At 60.4% G+C, this 18,602-nt stretch carries 11 protein-coding genes; all 11 read left to right on the forward strand.

The window, feature by feature from the left end; genetic code table 11:
- The first annotated feature begins 197 nt into the window (after window positions 1–197).
- Window positions 198–734, forward strand: a complete 537-nt coding sequence (locus HMPREF9720_RS07045) for an RNA polymerase sigma-70 factor (protein WP_009597551.1) — start codon at window positions 198–200, stop codon at window positions 732–734.
- Window positions 735–916: 182 nt separating this feature from the next.
- Window positions 917–1,903 (forward strand): FecR family protein, encoded by a 987-nt coding sequence (locus HMPREF9720_RS07050; protein ID WP_009597554.1) that lies wholly within the window; start codon window positions 917–919, stop codon window positions 1,901–1,903.
- A gap of 157 nt (window positions 1,904–2,060) precedes the next feature.
- Window positions 2,061–5,603 (forward strand): SusC/RagA family TonB-linked outer membrane protein, encoded by a 3,543-nt coding sequence (locus HMPREF9720_RS07055; RefSeq protein WP_009597502.1) that lies wholly within the window; start codon window positions 2,061–2,063, stop codon window positions 5,601–5,603.
- A gap of 38 nt (window positions 5,604–5,641) precedes the next feature.
- Window positions 5,642–7,150: a RagB/SusD family nutrient uptake outer membrane protein gene (locus HMPREF9720_RS07060; protein ID WP_009597528.1), complete on the forward strand. Its 1,509-nt coding sequence runs from the start codon at window positions 5,642–5,644 to the stop codon at window positions 7,148–7,150.
- Window positions 7,151–7,184: 34 nt separating this feature from the next.
- Entirely contained in the window at window positions 7,185–9,059 is a 1,875-nt protein-coding gene (locus tag HMPREF9720_RS07065; RefSeq protein WP_039940145.1) for a BACON domain-containing protein, read from the forward strand.
- 61 nt (window positions 9,060–9,120) lie between these two features.
- On the forward strand, window positions 9,121–10,062 hold the full coding sequence (locus HMPREF9720_RS07070; RefSeq protein WP_009597556.1) for a glycerophosphodiester phosphodiesterase: 942 nt from the start codon (window positions 9,121–9,123) through the stop codon (window positions 10,060–10,062).
- Between the two features lie 228 nt (window positions 10,063–10,290).
- Complete coding sequence (locus HMPREF9720_RS07075) at window positions 10,291–11,955, forward strand: DUF6377 domain-containing protein (RefSeq protein ID WP_009597503.1); 1,665 nt, start codon at window positions 10,291–10,293, stop codon at window positions 11,953–11,955.
- Window positions 11,956–12,242: 287 nt separating this feature from the next.
- Window positions 12,243–13,550 (forward strand): 3-keto-disaccharide hydrolase, encoded by a 1,308-nt coding sequence (locus tag HMPREF9720_RS07080; protein ID WP_014775141.1) that lies wholly within the window; start codon window positions 12,243–12,245, stop codon window positions 13,548–13,550.
- A gap of 21 nt (window positions 13,551–13,571) precedes the next feature.
- Window positions 13,572–14,855, forward strand: a complete 1,284-nt coding sequence (locus HMPREF9720_RS07085; RefSeq protein WP_009597508.1) for a Gfo/Idh/MocA family oxidoreductase — start codon at window positions 13,572–13,574, stop codon at window positions 14,853–14,855.
- An 11-nt stretch (window positions 14,856–14,866) separates the two neighbouring features.
- Window positions 14,867–18,259 (forward strand): family 16 glycoside hydrolase, encoded by a 3,393-nt coding sequence (locus HMPREF9720_RS07090; RefSeq protein ID WP_009597543.1) that lies wholly within the window; start codon window positions 14,867–14,869, stop codon window positions 18,257–18,259.
- Between the two features lie 101 nt (window positions 18,260–18,360).
- Complete coding sequence (locus HMPREF9720_RS07095) at window positions 18,361–18,573, forward strand: Sec-independent protein translocase subunit TatA/TatB (protein ID WP_009597498.1); 213 nt, start codon at window positions 18,361–18,363, stop codon at window positions 18,571–18,573.
- Window positions 18,574–18,602: the final 29 nt, after the last annotated feature.

Consider the following 18,602-nt stretch of genomic DNA (forward strand, 5'->3'; position numbering starts at 1 on the left):
ATCGGCTGTGTCTCGCGGGCGCTTTTTGCGGCGGCGGTTTCTCCGCGGCCGGGAGAGGGCTTGCTTTTAAATATAATTTTCTATTTTTGCGATCGTGGAAATATATCCCGACCGCTGTCTCGCATCCGGAAAATCCGAATAAAATCGATGAATATTTCAGGGGATAAGAATCTTTCCGCGAAAATCAAAAACAGGCGATGAGCGATTTAGACAAACAATTGATGAATGCAGACTCTTTCGACGAGCTGTATCTGGCGTATTATCCGGCCATGCTGTCGTATGCCCGGATGTTTCTCCGGGATCAGTGGGCCGAAGACGTGGTGCAGGACGTGTTTTTCAATATCTGGAAAAACCGCCACCGGATTTCCACGGACGATCCGCTGTACAAGTACCTGCTGAAGGCTGTCTACAACCGGGCGATCAACTACATCTGGAAGCACAAGCGCGACACGGAGTACCGCTCGTGGTACGGTTCGCAGATCGACCGGATGGTGTTCGATTATTACGATCCGGACAAGAATCCGATCCTTGCCAAAATCTATGACAACGACATGCGGCAGCAGCTGCGGCAGGCGGTGGACGAGCTGCCCGACAAGCGGCGGGAGATTTTCCGCATGCGCTTTTTCGAGAACATGTCGAACAAGGAGATCGGCGAGCGGCTGGGGCTGACGGTCAGCACGGTCGAGAATCATATGTATCTGGCGCTGAAGAATCTGCGCGACAAACTGCTCTGACTTCCGGTCGGGCGTAAGCCGGATCGGGTCTTTTTCTGCAAAATTTTTTCGCATTCGGATTAGGGGGTGGGTTGCCCAGCTTTGTATTATTGGTAGAGAGCAAGATGCTGACTGCCGTTATACGGAGCGACCAAGGCCGGAGCGCATGTATAACCGAAGTCTAATCTTAAACCAATATTATTTTGAAAAACGAACTTATTTATAAGTATTTGGAGGGAAACGCGACTCCGGCCGAAGAACAGGACGTTCTGAGCTGGATTTCCGAGTCCGAAGCCAACAAAGCCGAGTTTTGCGAAATCCGGGCTTTGTGGAGCGTGCGCGACCGGAATTCCGTCGAGAACGATCCGCAGCGGATCCTCAAATCGCTCAAGGCGCTGCACGCCCGTATCGACGCGGATGCGTCACCGCACCGCTCCAAGCGTGCGCGGATCATACGCTGGGCAGGCTGGAGCGCCGCCGCCATGCTGGGCGTTGCACTCGTCGTGGGCGGCTACCTCGTCGGCCACGACATGCACAAGGCGGCCATGGAATCGTACTATACGTTCACCAATACCGGCCGCAAACCCGAATCCCTCCGGCTGCTGGACGGAACGCAGGTCTGGCTGGCGCAGGGATCGACCCTGAGCTACGGCAAGACGTTCAGTCCGCACGACCGCACGGTGAAACTCGACGGAGAGGCCTTTTTCGACGTGGCTTCCGACAGGGATCATCCGTTTTTCGTGAAGACCAATACGGTGGTGGTCAAGGTCGTCGGCACTTCGTTCAACGTCAAGATGTATAAGGATACGGACGATACGGAGGTCGTGCTCGAACGCGGCGTGGTCAAACTCCAGTTCGGCGACAACGACAATATGATTACCATGCAGCCGGGACAGAAGATCTACTATTCGTCCGCTTCGCACGACATCTCCATCTCCGAGGTCAACGTGGAGTATCTGATGCTGCTCAAGTACGGCATGATCTCGATGTCCGATGTCCGTGTGGCCGAGATCATCCGCAAGGTGGAGGAGATCTACAGCGTCGATATAGAGACCGTCGCGCCTCTCGACGACGACCGGCTGTATAACTTCAACTTCCTGAAGTCCAATACGCTCGATGACGTGCTGGACATCATCGAGAAGATGTCGGGCGTGAAATGCCGTCCCGCTCCGGCGGCCGGCGCGGAATAGAAACAAGAAACGACTTAAACCGAATAGCTGAATAGAAACCTAAATTTTCAACTGCCTATGAACTAAACCCTGATTCCATTCATCCGAATCATGTTGGCACATCCGGGCCCGGTGCTGCTGCTTTCCTCGATCAGTTTAAAACTTTACAGTCCTAATCATGAAGAAAAATTTATCTGTTTTTCGGACGGGATGCTGTATGTTGATGCTGTTGCTGTGCAACGTCTTTACGTTGTCGGCGGCTGAAGAGCTGTATGCACAACACTACAATGTCACCCTGTCCCTGCGAAATGCAACCGTCAAGGAAGCGGTCGATGCGGTGACCCGGCAAACCGGAATTGCATTTTCGTACGAATCGTCGGTCGGCGTCATGCCGCTCGGCAATGTGGAAATCCGTGTGGACGGCGGCGCTGTCGATGCCGTTCTCGGTCCGCTGTTCGCCGACAAAGGCATCGCGTGGCAGGTCGTCGACGGCGTCGTGATCCTGACCCGGCAAAACTCCCCCCCCCAATCGGATTCCGGTCGTAGGCTGACCGTCAGGGGCCGGATAACCGCCGGCGCCGGCGAGTCGATCGTCGGTGCGACGGTCATGGTCAAAGGCACCCAGACGGGCGTTTCGTCCGACGTGGAGGGTAATTACGAAATCGTCGTTCCCGGTCCGGGTTCGGTGCTGGTATTCAATTATCTGGGCTATCAGCCTCAGGAGATCGCGGTCGGCAACCGGACGCAGATCGACGTGCGGCTCGCCGAGGATAACAACGTGCTGGACGACGTGGTGGTCATCGGTTACGGCACCCAGTCGCGCCGCACGCTGACCAGCGCCGTCTCGAAGGTGAGCGGCGCCGATCTGGAAGGCGTTCCGGTCAATTCGATCGGCGATGCGCTGAAGGGCAAGGTTCCGGGCGTACGCGTTTCGACGGCCAACAACCAGCCGGGCAGCGATCCGGTGTTCCTGATCCGCGGCGGTTCGTCGATCAACCAGTCCAATGCGCCGATCATCATCGTGGACGGCGTCCGCCGCGAGATGACCGGACTCAATACGAACGACATCGAGTCGATCGAAATCCTGAAGGACGCCGCTTCGGCGGGTATTTACGGAGCCAGCGCGTCGAACGGCGTGATTCTGGTGACCACCAAGAAGGGCAACCGCGCCAAAGGTCCTCAGATTACGTTCGAGGCGCAGGCCGCATGGACCTCGCCCGCGACGAAATTCGACCTGATGGACGCCCGCGACTATGTCGTCACCATGCGCCGCGCGCTGAACGACTGCCCCGGATATACCTACGGACAGCAGGTGCTCACGGGTGCCAACTCGGCCGGTATCGGCAACGGCGATTCGTCGATCTGGACGACCCGCTACCTGCAGGAGGGCGAAAGCGTGCCCCGCGGCTGGAGTTCGGTGGTCGATCCGGTCGATCCGTCGAAGATCATCGTTTTTCAGGATAACGACCAGCAGAGCCAGTGGTTCGACGACTCCTACTGGATGCAGTACTACGTCGGCGTGAACGGCGGCAGCGACAAGGTGACCTACGCCGCTTCGGCCAGCTACATGAAAGACGGCGGCATCGGCATCAATACCGATTTCTCCCGTTTTACGTTCCACGGCAACACCTCCTTCAAGATCACCAAGAGCCTTACGGCCGGTACGACCTTCGACTACTCGGAGACCAGCGGCAACGAGATCCCTTCGAGCGGCATCGGCAACTACTGGACGATTCTGGGCCGCGGCATGTTCATGCCCGCCACCCACCGCGACTACCTCGAAGACGGCCAGCCCGGTCAGGGTACCAACAGTACGACCATCTCGGCGGCATGGTTCGACCGCTACTATACCAACAACTATGTGACCCGCCGCTCCACGGCCAACTTCAACCTCAAGTGGGACATTGTCGACGGCCTGTCGGCTTTCGCCCAGATCGCCAACCACAACTCCTACAAGAACAGCTACCAGTATCTGGCCGGCAACGCCATCAGCCAGACCCGCCAGACCTACGAAGGGTGGTCGCAGACCAACCGCCTGAGTTTTCAGGCGCACGTCGATTACAACAAATCCTTCGGCGACCACAATCTCAGCGCCATGGCCGGATACGACTTCCTCAAGCGCAAGATCAACGGCATGTCGATGACCGTGCAGGGCGCCGAGTCCGACAAGACCCCGACGCTGGGGGCGGGCACCACGCCTACCGCATGGACCGACACCCAGACGCCGTGGTGCCAGATCTCCTATTTCGGACGTCTGAACTACAACTACAAGGAGAAATACATGCTGGGCTTCACCATGCGCGCCGACGGTTCGTCGCTCTTCGCCAAGGATAACCGCTGGGGCTATTTCCCCGCTGTTTCGGCCGGCTGGGTCGTTTCCGAGGAGAAGTTCTGGAACGTCGAGAAGTTCAACCAGCTGAAACTCCGCCTGAGCTACGGTCTGACGGGTAACAACAACGTCGATTATTACGACACGCTCGGTGCTTACAGCGTGACGGGCATCTATGCCGGTTCGGGCGCTACGCTCGCTTCGACGCTGCCCAACCTCGGCCTGACGTGGGAGAAGACCAAGCAGTTCGACATCGGTCTCGACATGGCGTTCTTCAACAACCGCCTGCGCGTGGCCGCCGACTATTACAGCAAGAAGTCGGAAGACCTGCTCTTCGACGTCTCGCTGCCCGATACGTCGGGATACGGCTCGGCCATGCAGAACGTCGGTTCGATCCGCTTCTACGGGCTCGAATTCGAAATTTCGTCGGTGAACGTCAGCACCAAGAACTTCAGCTGGACGACCGACTTCACCTACTCGTTCAACGCCAACAAGGTGCTGTCGCTGCCCGACGAGTATTACTATAAGGATATCGACGGCAAAGACGCATGGCGCATCGGCGGCTATACGATGTCCGAGTCGGGCTACCGCTTCGGCGGCACGGCCGTCGGCGAGCCGCTGGGACGCATCTACGGCTACAAGACCTCCCATATCATCGAATCCGAGGCGCAGGCCGACGCCGCGCTTTACGACTCCAACTCGCACGGCTACCGCCGTTCGGACGGCCTGTCGATCGCCGGACGCAAGGACGTGGGCGACTACGAGTGGAAAAACCGCGCGGGGTCGGCGCTTACGGCCGACGGCCGCGAGCAGATCAACGGCGAGGACATGTTCCTGCTGGGCAATGTCGTGCCCCATTCGACGGGCGGTATGAACAATACCTTCAAATTCAAGAACCTGACCCTTTCGGTCTACCTCGACTATGCGCTGGGACATTCGATCTACAACTACCAGTATACGCGCTGCTTCCAGACCTCGATGGGCAACTGCAACTGGAATCTGGTCTACGATGCCCTGAATACATGGCAGAAGCCCGGCGACGACACCAAGTTCGCCCGCCTGACTCCCAACGACGCCGACGGCGGCAACCGCAACTACTCGCGCATTTCGAATATCAACGTGCAGAAGGCCGATTACCTCTGCCTGCGCGACGTGACGCTCTCCTACGATCTCCCGCTGCGCTGGATCCGCAAGGTCGGTCTGGGCCGTCTGACCGTTTCCGTGTCGGGCAACACGCTCTGCTACTGGACCGGCGTCAAGGGTATTTCGCCCGAATCCGCCTCGGTCGGCAGCTCGACGGGCATGTACAGCGTTACCAGTTCGAGCGCCACTTCGTTCAACAACTATCCTCCGACGCGCAAGGTGCTCTTCGGCCTCAAGGCGACCTTCTGAGAATGCGGATGATTCGGTGATCTAAAAACAAGAATGCTATGAAAATATATGGAATAATCCTTTCTGTTCTGGGGGCCGCCTCGGTTGCGCTGAGCACTTCCTGTCACGGGGAACTCGACGTCACGCAGTCCGACAAGCTCAACACCACCAACATGTGGACCAGCGAGAGCGACGCCCTCACCGCCACTACCGGCATCTACTACCGCCTGCGGCAGGCGTTCGCCCAAAGCAAGGCCAATCCTTTCTTCTGGGGCGAACTGCGCGTCGGCCCGGCCATGTGGGGCAAGGGCACCGGCCGCTCGCTGTGCGACAACGACATGCTGGACGTCATGCTCAACACCCTCAGCGCCTCCGATGCCTCGACCGACTGGAGCTATCTTTACACCACCATCGACCAGTGCAATCAGGTGCTCAAATACGCTCCCGGAATCGGCATGTCCGAGGACAATATGAACTACTGTCTGGGCAACGCCCGTTTCATCCGGGCGTACTGCTACTTCTGGATCGCCCGCGTGTGGGGCGAGGCTCCGGTGATTACGACTCCGACCGAGGGAACCGGCGAGACGATCTATCCCTCGCGCCATCCGGTCGCCGAGGTCTATGCCCGGATCGAAGACGACCTGAACGCTGCGGCGGGGTATATCAGGACCAATGCGAAGGGCTGCTACTATGCGACGGCCGACAACGTCAATCTGCTCCGTGCCGACTTCGCGCTCTGGATGTATGCGGCGGGCGGCGGCGACGGCTACCTGACCATGGCCGAGACGGCTTTGGGCGCGGTGCAGTCGGCCGGCCTGCTCGACCGGTTCGCCGACGTGTTCAGCATCTCGAACAAGAAGAACAGGGAGATCGCTTTCGCCCTGCATCTGGAGAATGGCGAGTATACGTCGGGCAGCTACTTCTCCTACTTCATCTGGGGCAGCACCCAGATCAAGGCCGAGTACCGCAACGCTCCCGACGGGGTGCCCGTCAGTTCGAACCAGTGGTTCCTCTACTCGGACGACTTCATCGGGTTCCTCAAGCGGAGCAAGGAGCTGGGCGACCAGCGGACCGATGTGACCTACATGGAGCGCACGGGCGTCAGCGATATGTACGAAGTCATCCAGTGGCCCAACAAGCTCATCGGCAATATCTCTACGGGCACGATAGTCTGGGAGCAGGATTTCATCCTCTACCGCTATGCGCAGTATTACACCATGCTGGCCGAACTGCGCTACCACCGGAAGGACTATTCGGGAGCGCTCACGGCCCTCAATACGCTGGCGCAGCGCGCCTACGGCAAAGCGAATTTCTATACCGACTCCTCGGCCGCAGCCGTCCGGCAGGCGCTCGTGGACGAGAACCTCAAGGAGTTCGCCGAAGAGGGCAACGTCTATTTCACGCTGATCCGTCTGGGGGCGATCCATGATTACAACCCCTACCGCTATGTGGACGGGCTGGGACAGTGCGGCATCGACACGTCGCGCCCCAACCAGCTGCTGATGCCCGTGTCGAAGAAGGCGATGAACAAGAACAACAAGATCACGCAGACACAGGGCTGGTCGTAACGGTGTATTGTTTAATGAAAAAAGCTGACTCATAATGAAAACATTACGAATGCTATATACGGCGGCGCTGCTTTCCGCAGCCATGCTGCTTGCGGGCTGTTATTCGACCGATACCGACGATGACCTGCTTTCGACGGCGACGCTCATCAGCATCTATCCCTCGACGGTCTCGGTCGGCAGCGCCGCCGCGACCCAGAATGTGGTCGTCACGCTCGCGCCGAAATCGAAGCGGAATCTGGACTGGTCCTGTTCGGTCCAGTCCGCATGGGTGACCGCGGTCCGGGAAAAGGTCCCCGGCGAAAGCACGGGAACCGTTTATGAGGACGCCGTTGTCCTCGTCTTCCTCGAAAATACGGCTTACAAACGTCAGACGACACTTACGATCACGGCATCCGACGGCACGGTGCTGGAAGTCCCGGTCGTGCAGAAGGGCATCTATGCCGACGCCTATGTGAAGGCCGCGCCCGAATCGCTGACCTTCATGGCCGAGAATCCGCAGCCCGCTGCCGTTGCGATCGACACCAATATGGATACCTTTGCGGCCGTGTCCGATTCCGACTGGTGTACGGTCGTCGATAACGGCGACGGCACGATAACGGTGACCTGCACCGAATACGGCGACAATACGGCGGACCGCACGGCCGAAATCACCGTCACGGCCGGCACGCCCGACACGAGCGAAGCCCGGACGGTCATTCCCGTCACCCAGCTGCGCAAGGACGTCTACTGCTACCTCTACGGCAGCGGCGTGCCCAAGTACCCGACCCGCGAGAAGTGGGGTCAGATGACCAAACTTTCCGACCGGGTGTATGTGGACAGCGTCTATGTCAAGAACGGACGTTTCTCGGTTTACACTACCGAAGGCGATACCTACCACCTCGACGGCGCCGGCAATCTCTCGGCAGCCGAAACCGACCTGACGGTCGATGTGGCCGGACTGCGGATCGTTACGCTCAACCTGAACGAGAAGACCTATTCGATCGAGCGCATCACGACTCCCAACTGCCTGCCCGACAGTGAAGTGGCGAAATACGCGACCTCGACCTACACGGCCAACGGCCGCACCAAGGTCTGGATGCGCGCGGGTCTCGACTGGAACGGCGGCGAGAATATCGGCGGCATCAAGCTCGGCAGCCGCATGGTCTCCGATGCGAACAACGTCGGCGGCTATACGTCGAACGTCAGCAGCTACGAGACGGTCCGTGTGAGCGATTACGACGAAGTCGAGAGCGGCGGCAAGGCGCAGGGCGAAGTGGAGATGTCCGCCAAATACGGCCGCATCTATACGCTGACCGAGTTCCTGACGGGCACCCCGAAGGCCGCCGTTGAGCTGGCGCGCCTGCTTACGGACTGGCCGGCGCAGTACCGTCCCGGCAGTACGTTCGTCGATGCCGTCGGCAACGATATCCCCGTGAGCAGCGTGAAGTCGCTTGCCTCTGCCGATTTCGAGAATACGCCGAGTCTTTCGATGCAGATTCAGGGCATCTGTCCCTACGGCTGGCATGTAGCCAACGTGCAGGACTTCTACGACATGCTCTGCGCCGCGGCCGCAGCCAAGGGCGTGACGCCGAATCCGCTCAGCGCCATGATCGGAAAGTGGTGCGTGCCCGATGTGCTGCGTTCGGCCGAAGGGTGGAGTGCGGCGCCGACGCGCCACGCGGCCGCCGATGCGTTCGGATTCGACTTCTTCCCGCAAGGCCGCCGGCTGTTCAAGTCCGGGTATCAGTATTATGCTTCCCGCGGCGAGATGTTCATCTGCCATCCGGGCGGTTTGAGCAGCGGCGTCTACCAGTGCTGGCGTATCAATGCGCTGACCAACAATGCCGCGGATCTGACCGTCAGCACCACCTATAATATCGGCGACTGCTCGGCGTCGTTCCGCTGTGTCAAGAATTACGAGAATTTTTAAGGACCGACCGGCTGCGGGGCATACCCGCCCTGCGGCCGGATCTTAACAACGAATCTGAATTATGAAAGTACTGAAACTGCTCCTGCTGTTTGCGATGGGCGCTTCCCTTTCGCTGGCAGGCTGCGACGACGATTACCTGTACCCGGTCGAATATCCCGTGTACGATCCCGACGGCGGTTCGGATAACGGCAGCTGCGATGAAATTCCCGTTCCCGAAAAGGTGAACAACAAGGTCGTCGCCCACCGCGGCGGCTCGGCCGAGGCCGGGACCGCCAAATATCCCGACAACTCGATCGCTTCGCTCAGTTACGCCATCAGTCTGGGGTGTTACGCCTCGGAGTGCGATATTTACTGGACTGCCGACAACAACGTCGTCGTCGCGCATGCCGCCAACGGCTGTTATGTGAACAACCTCAAGCCGTGGGAACACACGCTCGACGAACTGCGTGCCGCGGGCAAGCTCTCCAACGGCGAGCTGCTGCCGACGTTGGAGGAGTTTATCGACGTGGCGCTCCATGCCGGAACGACGCGGCTCTGGCTCGACGTGAAACGGATCGAGGTAGGCGGCGCGACCTCCAACACGGCCGAGTCGGTCAAGGCCTGCTCGCGGGCCTGCGAGATCATCAGGGAGAAGAAGGCCCAGCATTTCTGCGAGTTCATCGTTTCGGGCAATGCCGCCATCTGGGCGGGATGTTATTCCGCGGCCCAGCTGGCCGGCATCAAGGTCGGCTGGATGAGCTACTCGGCGCCTTCGGCCTATAAGTCCTATCTCGATCCGTGGGCGAACCTCGACTACTCGAACTTCTTTGCCGGCGGCGCCGAAGTTTCGAATCCGAAGTACCCGCTGCAGAGCTACCTCGACGCCGGTGTCGCGCTGAGCGTCTACAATGCCGATACGGACCCCGAAATGACCTACGTCCTGAAATATTACCCCAAACTGAAGGCCGTATGTACGAACTATCCCGCCAAACTGCTCGGCAGAATCGGGTCGGAGGGGCTGTAGTGCGTCGCACCCGAATTTTTACGGGAGTCTTTATGACAGAAAGTGAGCCGGACGGTCCGGCTCACTTTCCGTTTTGCACCCGCTCCGGAAGCCGCCGCGCGGAGAGTTTCCATGGTAGGATCTGAGATTTCCCGGACCGCGGATTTCCCGGACTGCGGAATAAAATAATTTGGAAAGTTTGTAATGCCGGGCATTTGTTTTAATTTTGTTCAATCCAAAATTACGACGATGCAACCTCGGAACTTTTTTTTCTCCTTCGGATTCTTGTGGATCGTGCTGTTGTGCACTCTCTTGCCGGGGTGTGCCGACCGTCCGGAGTATTCGCTGCAGACCGAGGCGGCATTGGAACGGCTCGACGCGGAACTCGCCAACAAGCCCCGCTACCAGCAGTGGCGGCAGGAGCAGGCCGACGCGCTGCGCAGCCGGATCGACGACGGACTGCCGCTTTTGGAGCGTGCCGAACGGCTCTTTGCCGTCGCCCAGATTTACGTGACTTTCCACCTCGATTCGTCGGCCTATTATGTCGAACGGCTCTACCGGCTGGCCGAGCGGACCGGGTCGCGGCACGTGCGCCGCTTCGCCCTGCTGGGCGACATCGACGTCTGGCTGGGGCGGGGGCAGGTCAGTCTGGCCGAGGAGCTTTTCCGGAAGATCGATACGGCCGGTATGACGCCCGGCGAATACAGGGCTTGGCATTCGCGCTACAGCTCGGTGGCTTCGCGCCGCTACGACGAAGCCGCGGATTCCCTTCAGAAGAGGGCGTGGGGCGATACGCTTTCCCATATCAGGAAGCTCTCGGTGCCGGGCTGCAGCGACCAGACCCGTACGCGCATGGCCGCCGCGCGGCTCAGCGAAACGGGTCGCTACGACGAGGCTCTGCAGCTGCTCGAACCGCTGACGGCCAAAAACCTGAGCCACCAGAATTTCGCCCTCGTCTACTATTCGATGGCGCATATCGCCAAGGGGCAGGGCGACGAGGACCGGATGCTCTATTATCTGGCCGAGTCCTCCATATCCGACCTGCGCGCCGGCACCCGCTCCTATTCGTCGCTGTACGATCTGGCTCTCGAACTCTTCGACCGCAAGGATTACGACCGGGCGACGGCCTACATGGGTTCGACCTTCGACGACGCGATCCGCTGCAAATCGGTGACGCGGATTCCCAACTCCTCTTCGGCGGTGGTGAAGATCAACGAGGCCGTGATTTCGAATATCGCCCAGCAGCAGAGGCTGATGTCCCGCACGATCTGGCTGGCCGGGATTTTCCTGATCGTGCTGATCGCGATCCTGTGGTTCGTCCTCTGGCAGCACCGCCGTCTGCAATGCAGTCACGAACAGCTGATCCGGATGAGCGACCTGCTGCGCGAGAAGCACGACGAACTGCTGAAAAAGAACGATCATATCCGCGACATCAACAACGCGCTGGTCGATTCCAACCGCATCAAGGACCGCTACGTCTGTCATTATATCGACCTTTCGGTCCATTATATCAAGCAGATAGATGCCTTCCGCCGCGAAGTGTGCCGCATCGCCAAGACCAAGGGCGCCGACGAAGTCGTGCGGCGTCTCAATTCGTCGCAGGTGATCGACGGCGAGTACCAGAAATTCTACCAGTCGTTCGACAGCTCCTTTCTGGATATCTTCCCCAACTTTATCGGGCAGGTCAACGAACTGCTGCAACCTGAGTTCCGGTTTACGCCGCGCTCCGATTCGTCGCTGACTACCGAGCTGCGCATTCTGGCCGCCATCCGGCTGGGGATTACCGACAGCGGGCATATCGCCTCGCTGCTCAACTGCGCCTCGGCGACGGTCTATACCTACCGCACCAAGCTGCGCAATGCGGCTCTCGACCGTGACAATTTCGAGGAACAGGTCTCGAAAACAGGGTTGTGACATGTCCGGAGTCTATATAATCCGGGGTTTGGGCGTGTTTTTTATTTTTCTGGAAATCAGTTTTATATAGACCTATATAGTTCTATATAGTTCGATATGTACGCTGGAAAATTCATAAAATAAAGGTAACTTTGTCTTGACCGTCCGACGCAGGCCCTAAACGAGTCTGTCTTCCGGACGGCACCCTTCGCCGCGGCCTGCCGCCGGGCGCGGGACGATGCCGGAGCCGACCCCTCCGGATGAAGGCCGACACCAAATATATAAAAGAACCGATAAACCTTAAACTTATGTTATCTCGATCCAATCTTTGCAGCGGACTCGCCCGGACGTGCGGTTTCGCGCTGCTGCTTGCGACGGGCGTTTCGTGCGCGTCGCCCCAGAATGTGCTCACCGAAGCCGAGGCCGCCGACGGCTGGGAGCTGCTGTTCGACGGCAAGACGCTCGACCAGTGGAAAGATTACAACGGCGATTCGCTCACGCAGCCGTGGCACGTCGTGGACGGCTGCATTCAGGCCAACGGCGACGGCAGCGACCTTTCGGGCTACATCGTCACCAAGAAACAGTACGAAAACTTCATCCTCGACTGGGACTGGAAACTCTCCTACGGCGGCAACAGCGGCATGCTCTACCACGTGCTCGAAGATCCCTATTTCAAGGTCCCCTATGTGACGGGGCCCGAATACCAGCTGATCGACAATGACGGCTGGGAGGCCGAGAACGCTCCTACCAAACTTGAGGAGTGGCAGCGGCTGGGCGTGGATTACGCCATGCACCTGCCCGATCCCGATTCGATGTTCGTCAACCCGCAGGGCGAGTGGAACAACTCGCGCATCGTCTGCGACAACGGCCATGTCGAGCACTGGCTCAACGGACACAAGATCCTCGAATTCGATGCCTACACCGACGACTGGTTCGCCCGCAAGAACAGCGGCAAGTGGGAGACGGCTCCCGAATACGGACTGGCCCGCCGTGGCGTCATCTGCCTGCAGGACCACGGCTATCCGGCCTCGTTCCGCAACCTGAAGATCAAGGAGCTGCCGCGCAAGGCGGGCCGTGAAGTCGAGCTTTTCAACGGAAAAGACCTCACGGGCTGGGAAGCCTACGGCACGGAGAAGTGGTACGTGGACAAGGAGGGCAACCTCGTCTGCGAGAGCGGTCCCGACAAGGAGTACGGCTATCTCGCCACGCGCGAATATTACAACGACTTCGACCTGACGCTCGAATTCAAACAGCTCGCCAACGGCAATTCGGGCGTCTTCTTCCGTTCGTTCGTCGAGCCGCCCGTGAAGGTCCACGGCTGGCAGTGTGAGGTGGCTCCCAAGGGCCACGACACGGCGGGCATTTACGAATCCTACGGCCGCGGATGGCTGGTTCAGATTCCCGACGAGAAGGAGAACATCCTCAAGGAGGGCCAGTGGAATACGCTGCGCCTGCGGGTCGAGGGCGACCGGGTGCAGACGTGGCTCAACGGCGAGGAGATGGTGGACATTACCGACGCCAAGATCGGCGCCGCGCAGGGCCGCATCGCCTTGCAGATCCACGACGGCGGCGGGATCAAGGTGCAGTGGCGCAATTTCCGCCTGACAACTTTATAAACTACTAACATTCCGATAAACATGAGTACCTCCCGTAGAGATTTTCTGAAAACGCTGGGCGGCATGGCGCTGCTGACGATCGTCCCGCGCCAAGTGCTCGGCGGCCCGAAGTTCACCGCTCCGAGCGACCAGCTCACCAAAGGCATCATCGGCGTGGGCGGCATCGGCAAGAGCAGCTACCACTTCACCAGCAACAAGGACTGCCGGCTGGTGGCTGTCTGCGACGTGGACCGCAAACACCTCGAAAGCGCCGTTGCGCTGGGACAGAAGAAGTTCGGCGAGACGCTGGAAGCCTACAGCGACTTCCGCCGCCTGATTACCGACCCCAATATCGACATCGTGCATATCGCCACGCCGCCGCACTGGCACGGCATCATGGCCGTCGAGGCGGCCAAGGCCGGCAAGGACATCTGGTGCGAGAAACCGATGACGCGCACCATCGGCGAAGGCAAGCGCGTAGCCGAAGCCGTCCGGCGCAACAACCGCATCTTCCGCCTGAACACTTGGTTCCGCTTCAAGGATACCTTCTATGGTCTCGGCACGACGGTCGAGCCGCTCAAGAAGCTGATCGACAGCGGCCTGCTGGGCTGGCCGCTCAAGGTGACCATTTCGGGCACCACCGGATTCACGTGGAAGTTCTTCTGGGTGGGCCGGGAAAACCTCGCTCCTGAACCTGTTCCCGCCGAGCTGGATTACGACATGTGGCTCGGACCGGCGCCCTACAAGCCTTATAACAAACACCGCGTGCACAGCACCTTCCGCGGCTATTGGGACTACGACGGCGGCGGTCTTACCGACATGGGCCAGCACTACATGGACCCCGTGCAGTACCTGCTGGGCAAGGACGAGACGTCGCCCGTCAAGATCGAGGTGGACGCTCCGCAGCAGCATCCCGACGCCGTGGGCATCTGGCGTAAAATCGTCTATACCTACGACGACGGCTGCCAGATCGTCCTCGAAGGCGAGGGCTTCGAAAGCGAGGGCGACACGCCCTATATCGAAGGTCCGCTGGGCAAGGTCTACAAGGGTTTCCGCTGCACCATTCCCGACGTGATGGAGAAACTGGCCGAGATGCCCGATCCCGAACCGCAGAACACCGATTTTCTGGAGTGCGTGCGTACGCGGCGCAAATTCGCGCTCGACGAGCAGATCGGTCATCGCAGTTCGACGCTCGTGAATCTGGGCGCCTGCGCCCTGCGGCTGAACCGCACCCTGCACTTCGATCCCGACACCCAACTCTTCATCGGCGACGATGCCGCCAACCGACTGATCGATCAGCCGATGCGCGGCCCGTGGCATATTTAGCACCTGTTACCATGAAAAAGATAATCACACGACTGTTTATTCTGGGCGCCCTGATCGCCCTGCTGCCCGCAGGGGCCGCCGCCCAGCAGCTCGACGCCCGGCAGCGCAACGCCGAAACCGTCGTTGCCGACGGTCTGGCCCAGCTTCCGGCCGCCACGCCCGCCGTTTTCAACGAAGTGATGGGCGAACTTGCCGCTACGGGAAGCGCCGGTGTCGAAATGATCGCCGGCATGCTCACTCCCGCCGACAAGAGCAAGAACGCGACGCTCGAATACGCCCTGAACGGCATCACTGCCTACGCGACAGCCCCCGGAAACGAAGCCTTGTGCGCCGATGTCCGCAAGGGACTGGTTCGGGCGATCGAACGCTGCGCCGACAACGCCAACCGTGCTTTCCTCTTCTCGCAGCTGCAGCTCTGTTCCGCGGCGGAGGACGCGGCATGGATACTGCCTTATCTGGACGACTCCTATCTGTCCGACTATGCGATCCGTGCGCTGATTTCGACGCCCGGCACCGAGCCGGTTCTGCTCGCCGAGGCCCGCAAGGAGGGCCTTGCGGCCAAACGGAAACGCGCGCTGGCCTATGCTTTTGCCGAAAAGCGGATGACGCAGGCCGAACCCCTCCTGCTAGGATGGCTCGGCGGCGCCGACGCCCGGACGGCCGAACAGATTTACAATGCGCTGGCTGTCTGCGGTTCGCGCGCTTCGCTCAAACCGCTGGCCGCCGCAGCCGCCGAGGCCGGTTACGGCTGGGATAACACCGGCGCTGCCGATGCCTATCTGCGCCTGCTTGCGAACCTCGTGGCCGCGGGAGACGCCCAGCCGGCCGTGAAAGCCGCCAAGGGCCTGCTCAAGTGCGACCGCCAGTATGTGCGCGGCGCGGCTCTCGCGGTGCTTGCCGATGCGCTCGGCATCGAAAAGGCGATGCCTTACGTACTGGCCGCCGTCAAAGAGGGACCTGCCGAATACCGCTATGCTGCTTTGCAGACGCTCGGCAAGGGCGACGACGAGATCTTTGCGCGGGTTGCCGCCGGCATGCCGCGCTATGACGCCGAAACCCGGACCGCGGTGCTCGCATGGCTGGGTGACTGCGGCGCCGTGTCGCAGAGCGGTGTGATTACGGGCGCCGTGACTTCGTCCGACGACCGGGTCGCACGGGCCGCCATCGAAGCTTCGGGCCGCATCGGCGGCGAGCAGGCGCTCGCGGCGCTGGTCTCGGCGCTCGAAGGTCCTCATGCCGGAGCTGCCGAGAAAGCCCTGCTTGCCTTCAACGGCCGCATCGACCCGATGGTCGAACGACTGCTTGCGCGGGACGACGCCAAGGTGCTCGTTCCGGCCCTCAGGCTGGCCGCCGCGCGCCGCATGACCGTGGCCGCGGACCGCGTCTTCGCACTGCTGGAGACTTCCGACAAGCAGGTGCGCGAAGCCGCCTATGCCGCTCTTCCTTATGTGACCGGACCCCGTCATATGGACCGTCTGGCCGGACTGCTCGATGCCGCCGACGGACAGCATGCGGCGCAAATCCAGACCGCGCTGATCCGCACTTCGGCGCAGCTTCCGGCCGACAAACGCTATGGCGCGATCGCCGGCTACATGCAGGCGTCGAAAATTCCGGCGCGCTATTATCCCGTGCTGGCGCAGACCGGCACCCCCGAAGCCATCGCCAGCCTGCTGGCCGGATTCCGCGAGGGTGACCGCGAAGCCGCTTTCGCCGCCCTGCTGACGGTCGAAAGCCCTGCGATGACCGACATCCTTTACCGCATCGCCGCCGAAAATCCGGCTCTGGCTGACCGCGCCCTGATGCGTTATGCCGACCTCTGCGCCAAACAGCCTGCGACTCCGGTCCGCCGCTGCCAGCTCTACCGGCAGGGACTCGAACTCAAACCCTCGGCCGCCGTGCGGAACAAACTGCTCGGCTACCTTGCGGGCGTCCATGAAGTGCCCGCCCTGATGCTGGCCGCCGACTACCTCTCCGACCCCGCAACCGCCGGAGCTGCCGCCGCGGCCGTGAAGACGATCGTCGCCAAGAGCGCTCCGATGCCGGGCGGCGAGGCTGTCCGCAGTGCGCTGGAACAGGCCCGCGAGGTCTACAGGGAGCTGGCCAAATCCGACGCCGATGCGGGATACGCCGTCGATGAGATCACCGGACTGCTCGGCAAAATCCCCGCTGCGGGCTTCGCTCTTCTTCCGACCGCGGGTCTCGAAGGATGGACCGCCGTGACCGCCGATCCCGCCGGTGAGCGGAAACTTTCGGCCCGCCGGATCGCCGGCCTGCGCAAAGCCGCCGCCGAAGCGATGGCCGCGAACTGGAGCGCGGACGGAAACGCCCTCGTTTTCGCAGGCAAGGCTCCGAGTACGATCGGTACCGAAAAGGAATACGAGAATTTCGAACTCTGGCTCGAATGGCGTTCCGAAGGCGAAGCCGGGCTTGCCGTACGTTCGATGTCCCAAATCCGGCTGGGCGGAACCGAAGGCACCGGCCTGAAGACTCAGGGGCAGACCGATACCCCGGCCGCCGCTGCGGACAATGCTCCCGGCACATGGAATACGCTCTACGCAAAGGTCGTCGATGACCGCATCACGCTGATCGAGAACGGGGTGACGCTGGCCGAGAACGTCGTGCTGACGAACCCCTGCGCTCCCGGCGAACCGGTCTGCGTACGCGGCCGCATCGAACTGTCGGGTCTGGCGGCTCCTGCCTGCTTCCGCAACCTCTACATCGGCGAACTGCCCTCGACGCCTGTTTTCGAACTTTCGCCCGAAGAGGCGGCGCAGGGCTACGAAGTGCTCTTCGACGGCCGTTCGCTGCACAAATGGACGGGTAACACGGTCAATTACGTTCCGCTGGACGGCACGATCGACGTGACCGCCTCCTACGGCGGATCGGGCAACCTCTATACGGTCAAGGAGTACGGCGATTTCGACCTGCGCTTCGAATTCCGCTTCCTGCGCAGGGGCGTCAACAACGGCATCGGCATCCGTACGCCGATGGGCGTGGACGCCGCCTATCACGGCATGGAAATCCAGATTCTCGACCACGACGCGCCGATCTACAAGAACCTGCGCATCTACCAGCAGCACGGCTCCGTCTACGGCATCATCCCGGCGCAGGAACACGTCGTGTTCGGCGATCTGGGGACGTGGAATACGATGGAGATACACGCCGTGGGCGACCGCATTACGGTCACGGTCAACGGCCGTGTGATCCTCGACGGCGATATCCGCCAAGCCTGCAAGGGACACAACGTCTCGGAGGACGGCTCGAAGAAGAATCCCTATACCGTGGACGGCAAGAACCATCCCGGACTCTTCAATAAGAAAGGCCATCTCGGTCTGCTGGGCCACGGTGCGGGCATCCAGTTCCGCAACCTGCGCGTGCTGGACCTGAGCGCCGGCCGCCAATAGACGGCGCTGCCCGCCTCCCGCGCGGATGATCCCGCACGGGAGGCGGACTCCGCACGGATGCGGCGCGGGCCGCAATTGTGAAACGCAAAAACTGCAAGACTATGTTTATACCCTGTATGATCGGATACGGCCAGCTGCTGATTATCGTATTCGTCGTGATACTGCTCTTCGGCGGCGCGAAAATTCCCGAACTGATGCGCGGCATGGGCCGCGGCGTGCGGGAGTTCAAGGACGCCATGAATACGGACTATTCGTCCGAAAACAAGAAGCCGAATCCGGCGGATGTCTCCGGAGACAAACCGGCGGATAAATAGTCCGGAGCACGGCGCGAATTCCCCAACGA

Source organism: Alistipes sp. HGB5, from assembly GCF_000183485.2.
Taxonomy (GTDB): Bacteria; Bacteroidota; Bacteroidia; order Bacteroidales; family Rikenellaceae; genus Alistipes; species Alistipes finegoldii.

Coding starts and splice junctions, on each gene's coding strand:
- HMPREF9720_RS07060 (WP_009597528.1), top strand. CDS start 5,642: ATGAAAATATATGGAATAATCCTTTCTGTTCTGGGGGCCGCCTCGGTT.
- HMPREF9720_RS07070 (WP_009597556.1), top strand. CDS start 9,121: ATGAAAGTACTGAAACTGCTCCTGCTGTTTGCGATGGGCGCTTCCCTT.
- HMPREF9720_RS07055 (WP_009597502.1), top strand. CDS start 2,061: ATGAAGAAAAATTTATCTGTTTTTCGGACGGGATGCTGTATGTTGATG.
- HMPREF9720_RS07075 (WP_009597503.1), top strand. CDS start 10,291: ATGCAACCTCGGAACTTTTTTTTCTCCTTCGGATTCTTGTGGATCGTG.
- HMPREF9720_RS07095 (WP_009597498.1), top strand. CDS start 18,361: ATGTTTATACCCTGTATGATCGGATACGGCCAGCTGCTGATTATCGTA.
- HMPREF9720_RS07045 (WP_009597551.1), top strand. CDS start 198: ATGAGCGATTTAGACAAACAATTGATGAATGCAGACTCTTTCGACGAG.
- HMPREF9720_RS07065 (WP_039940145.1), top strand. CDS start 7,185: ATGAAAACATTACGAATGCTATATACGGCGGCGCTGCTTTCCGCAGCC.
- HMPREF9720_RS07090 (WP_009597543.1), top strand. CDS start 14,867: ATGAAAAAGATAATCACACGACTGTTTATTCTGGGCGCCCTGATCGCC.
- HMPREF9720_RS07085 (WP_009597508.1), top strand. CDS start 13,572: ATGAGTACCTCCCGTAGAGATTTTCTGAAAACGCTGGGCGGCATGGCG.
- HMPREF9720_RS07080 (WP_014775141.1), top strand. CDS start 12,243: ATGTTATCTCGATCCAATCTTTGCAGCGGACTCGCCCGGACGTGCGGT.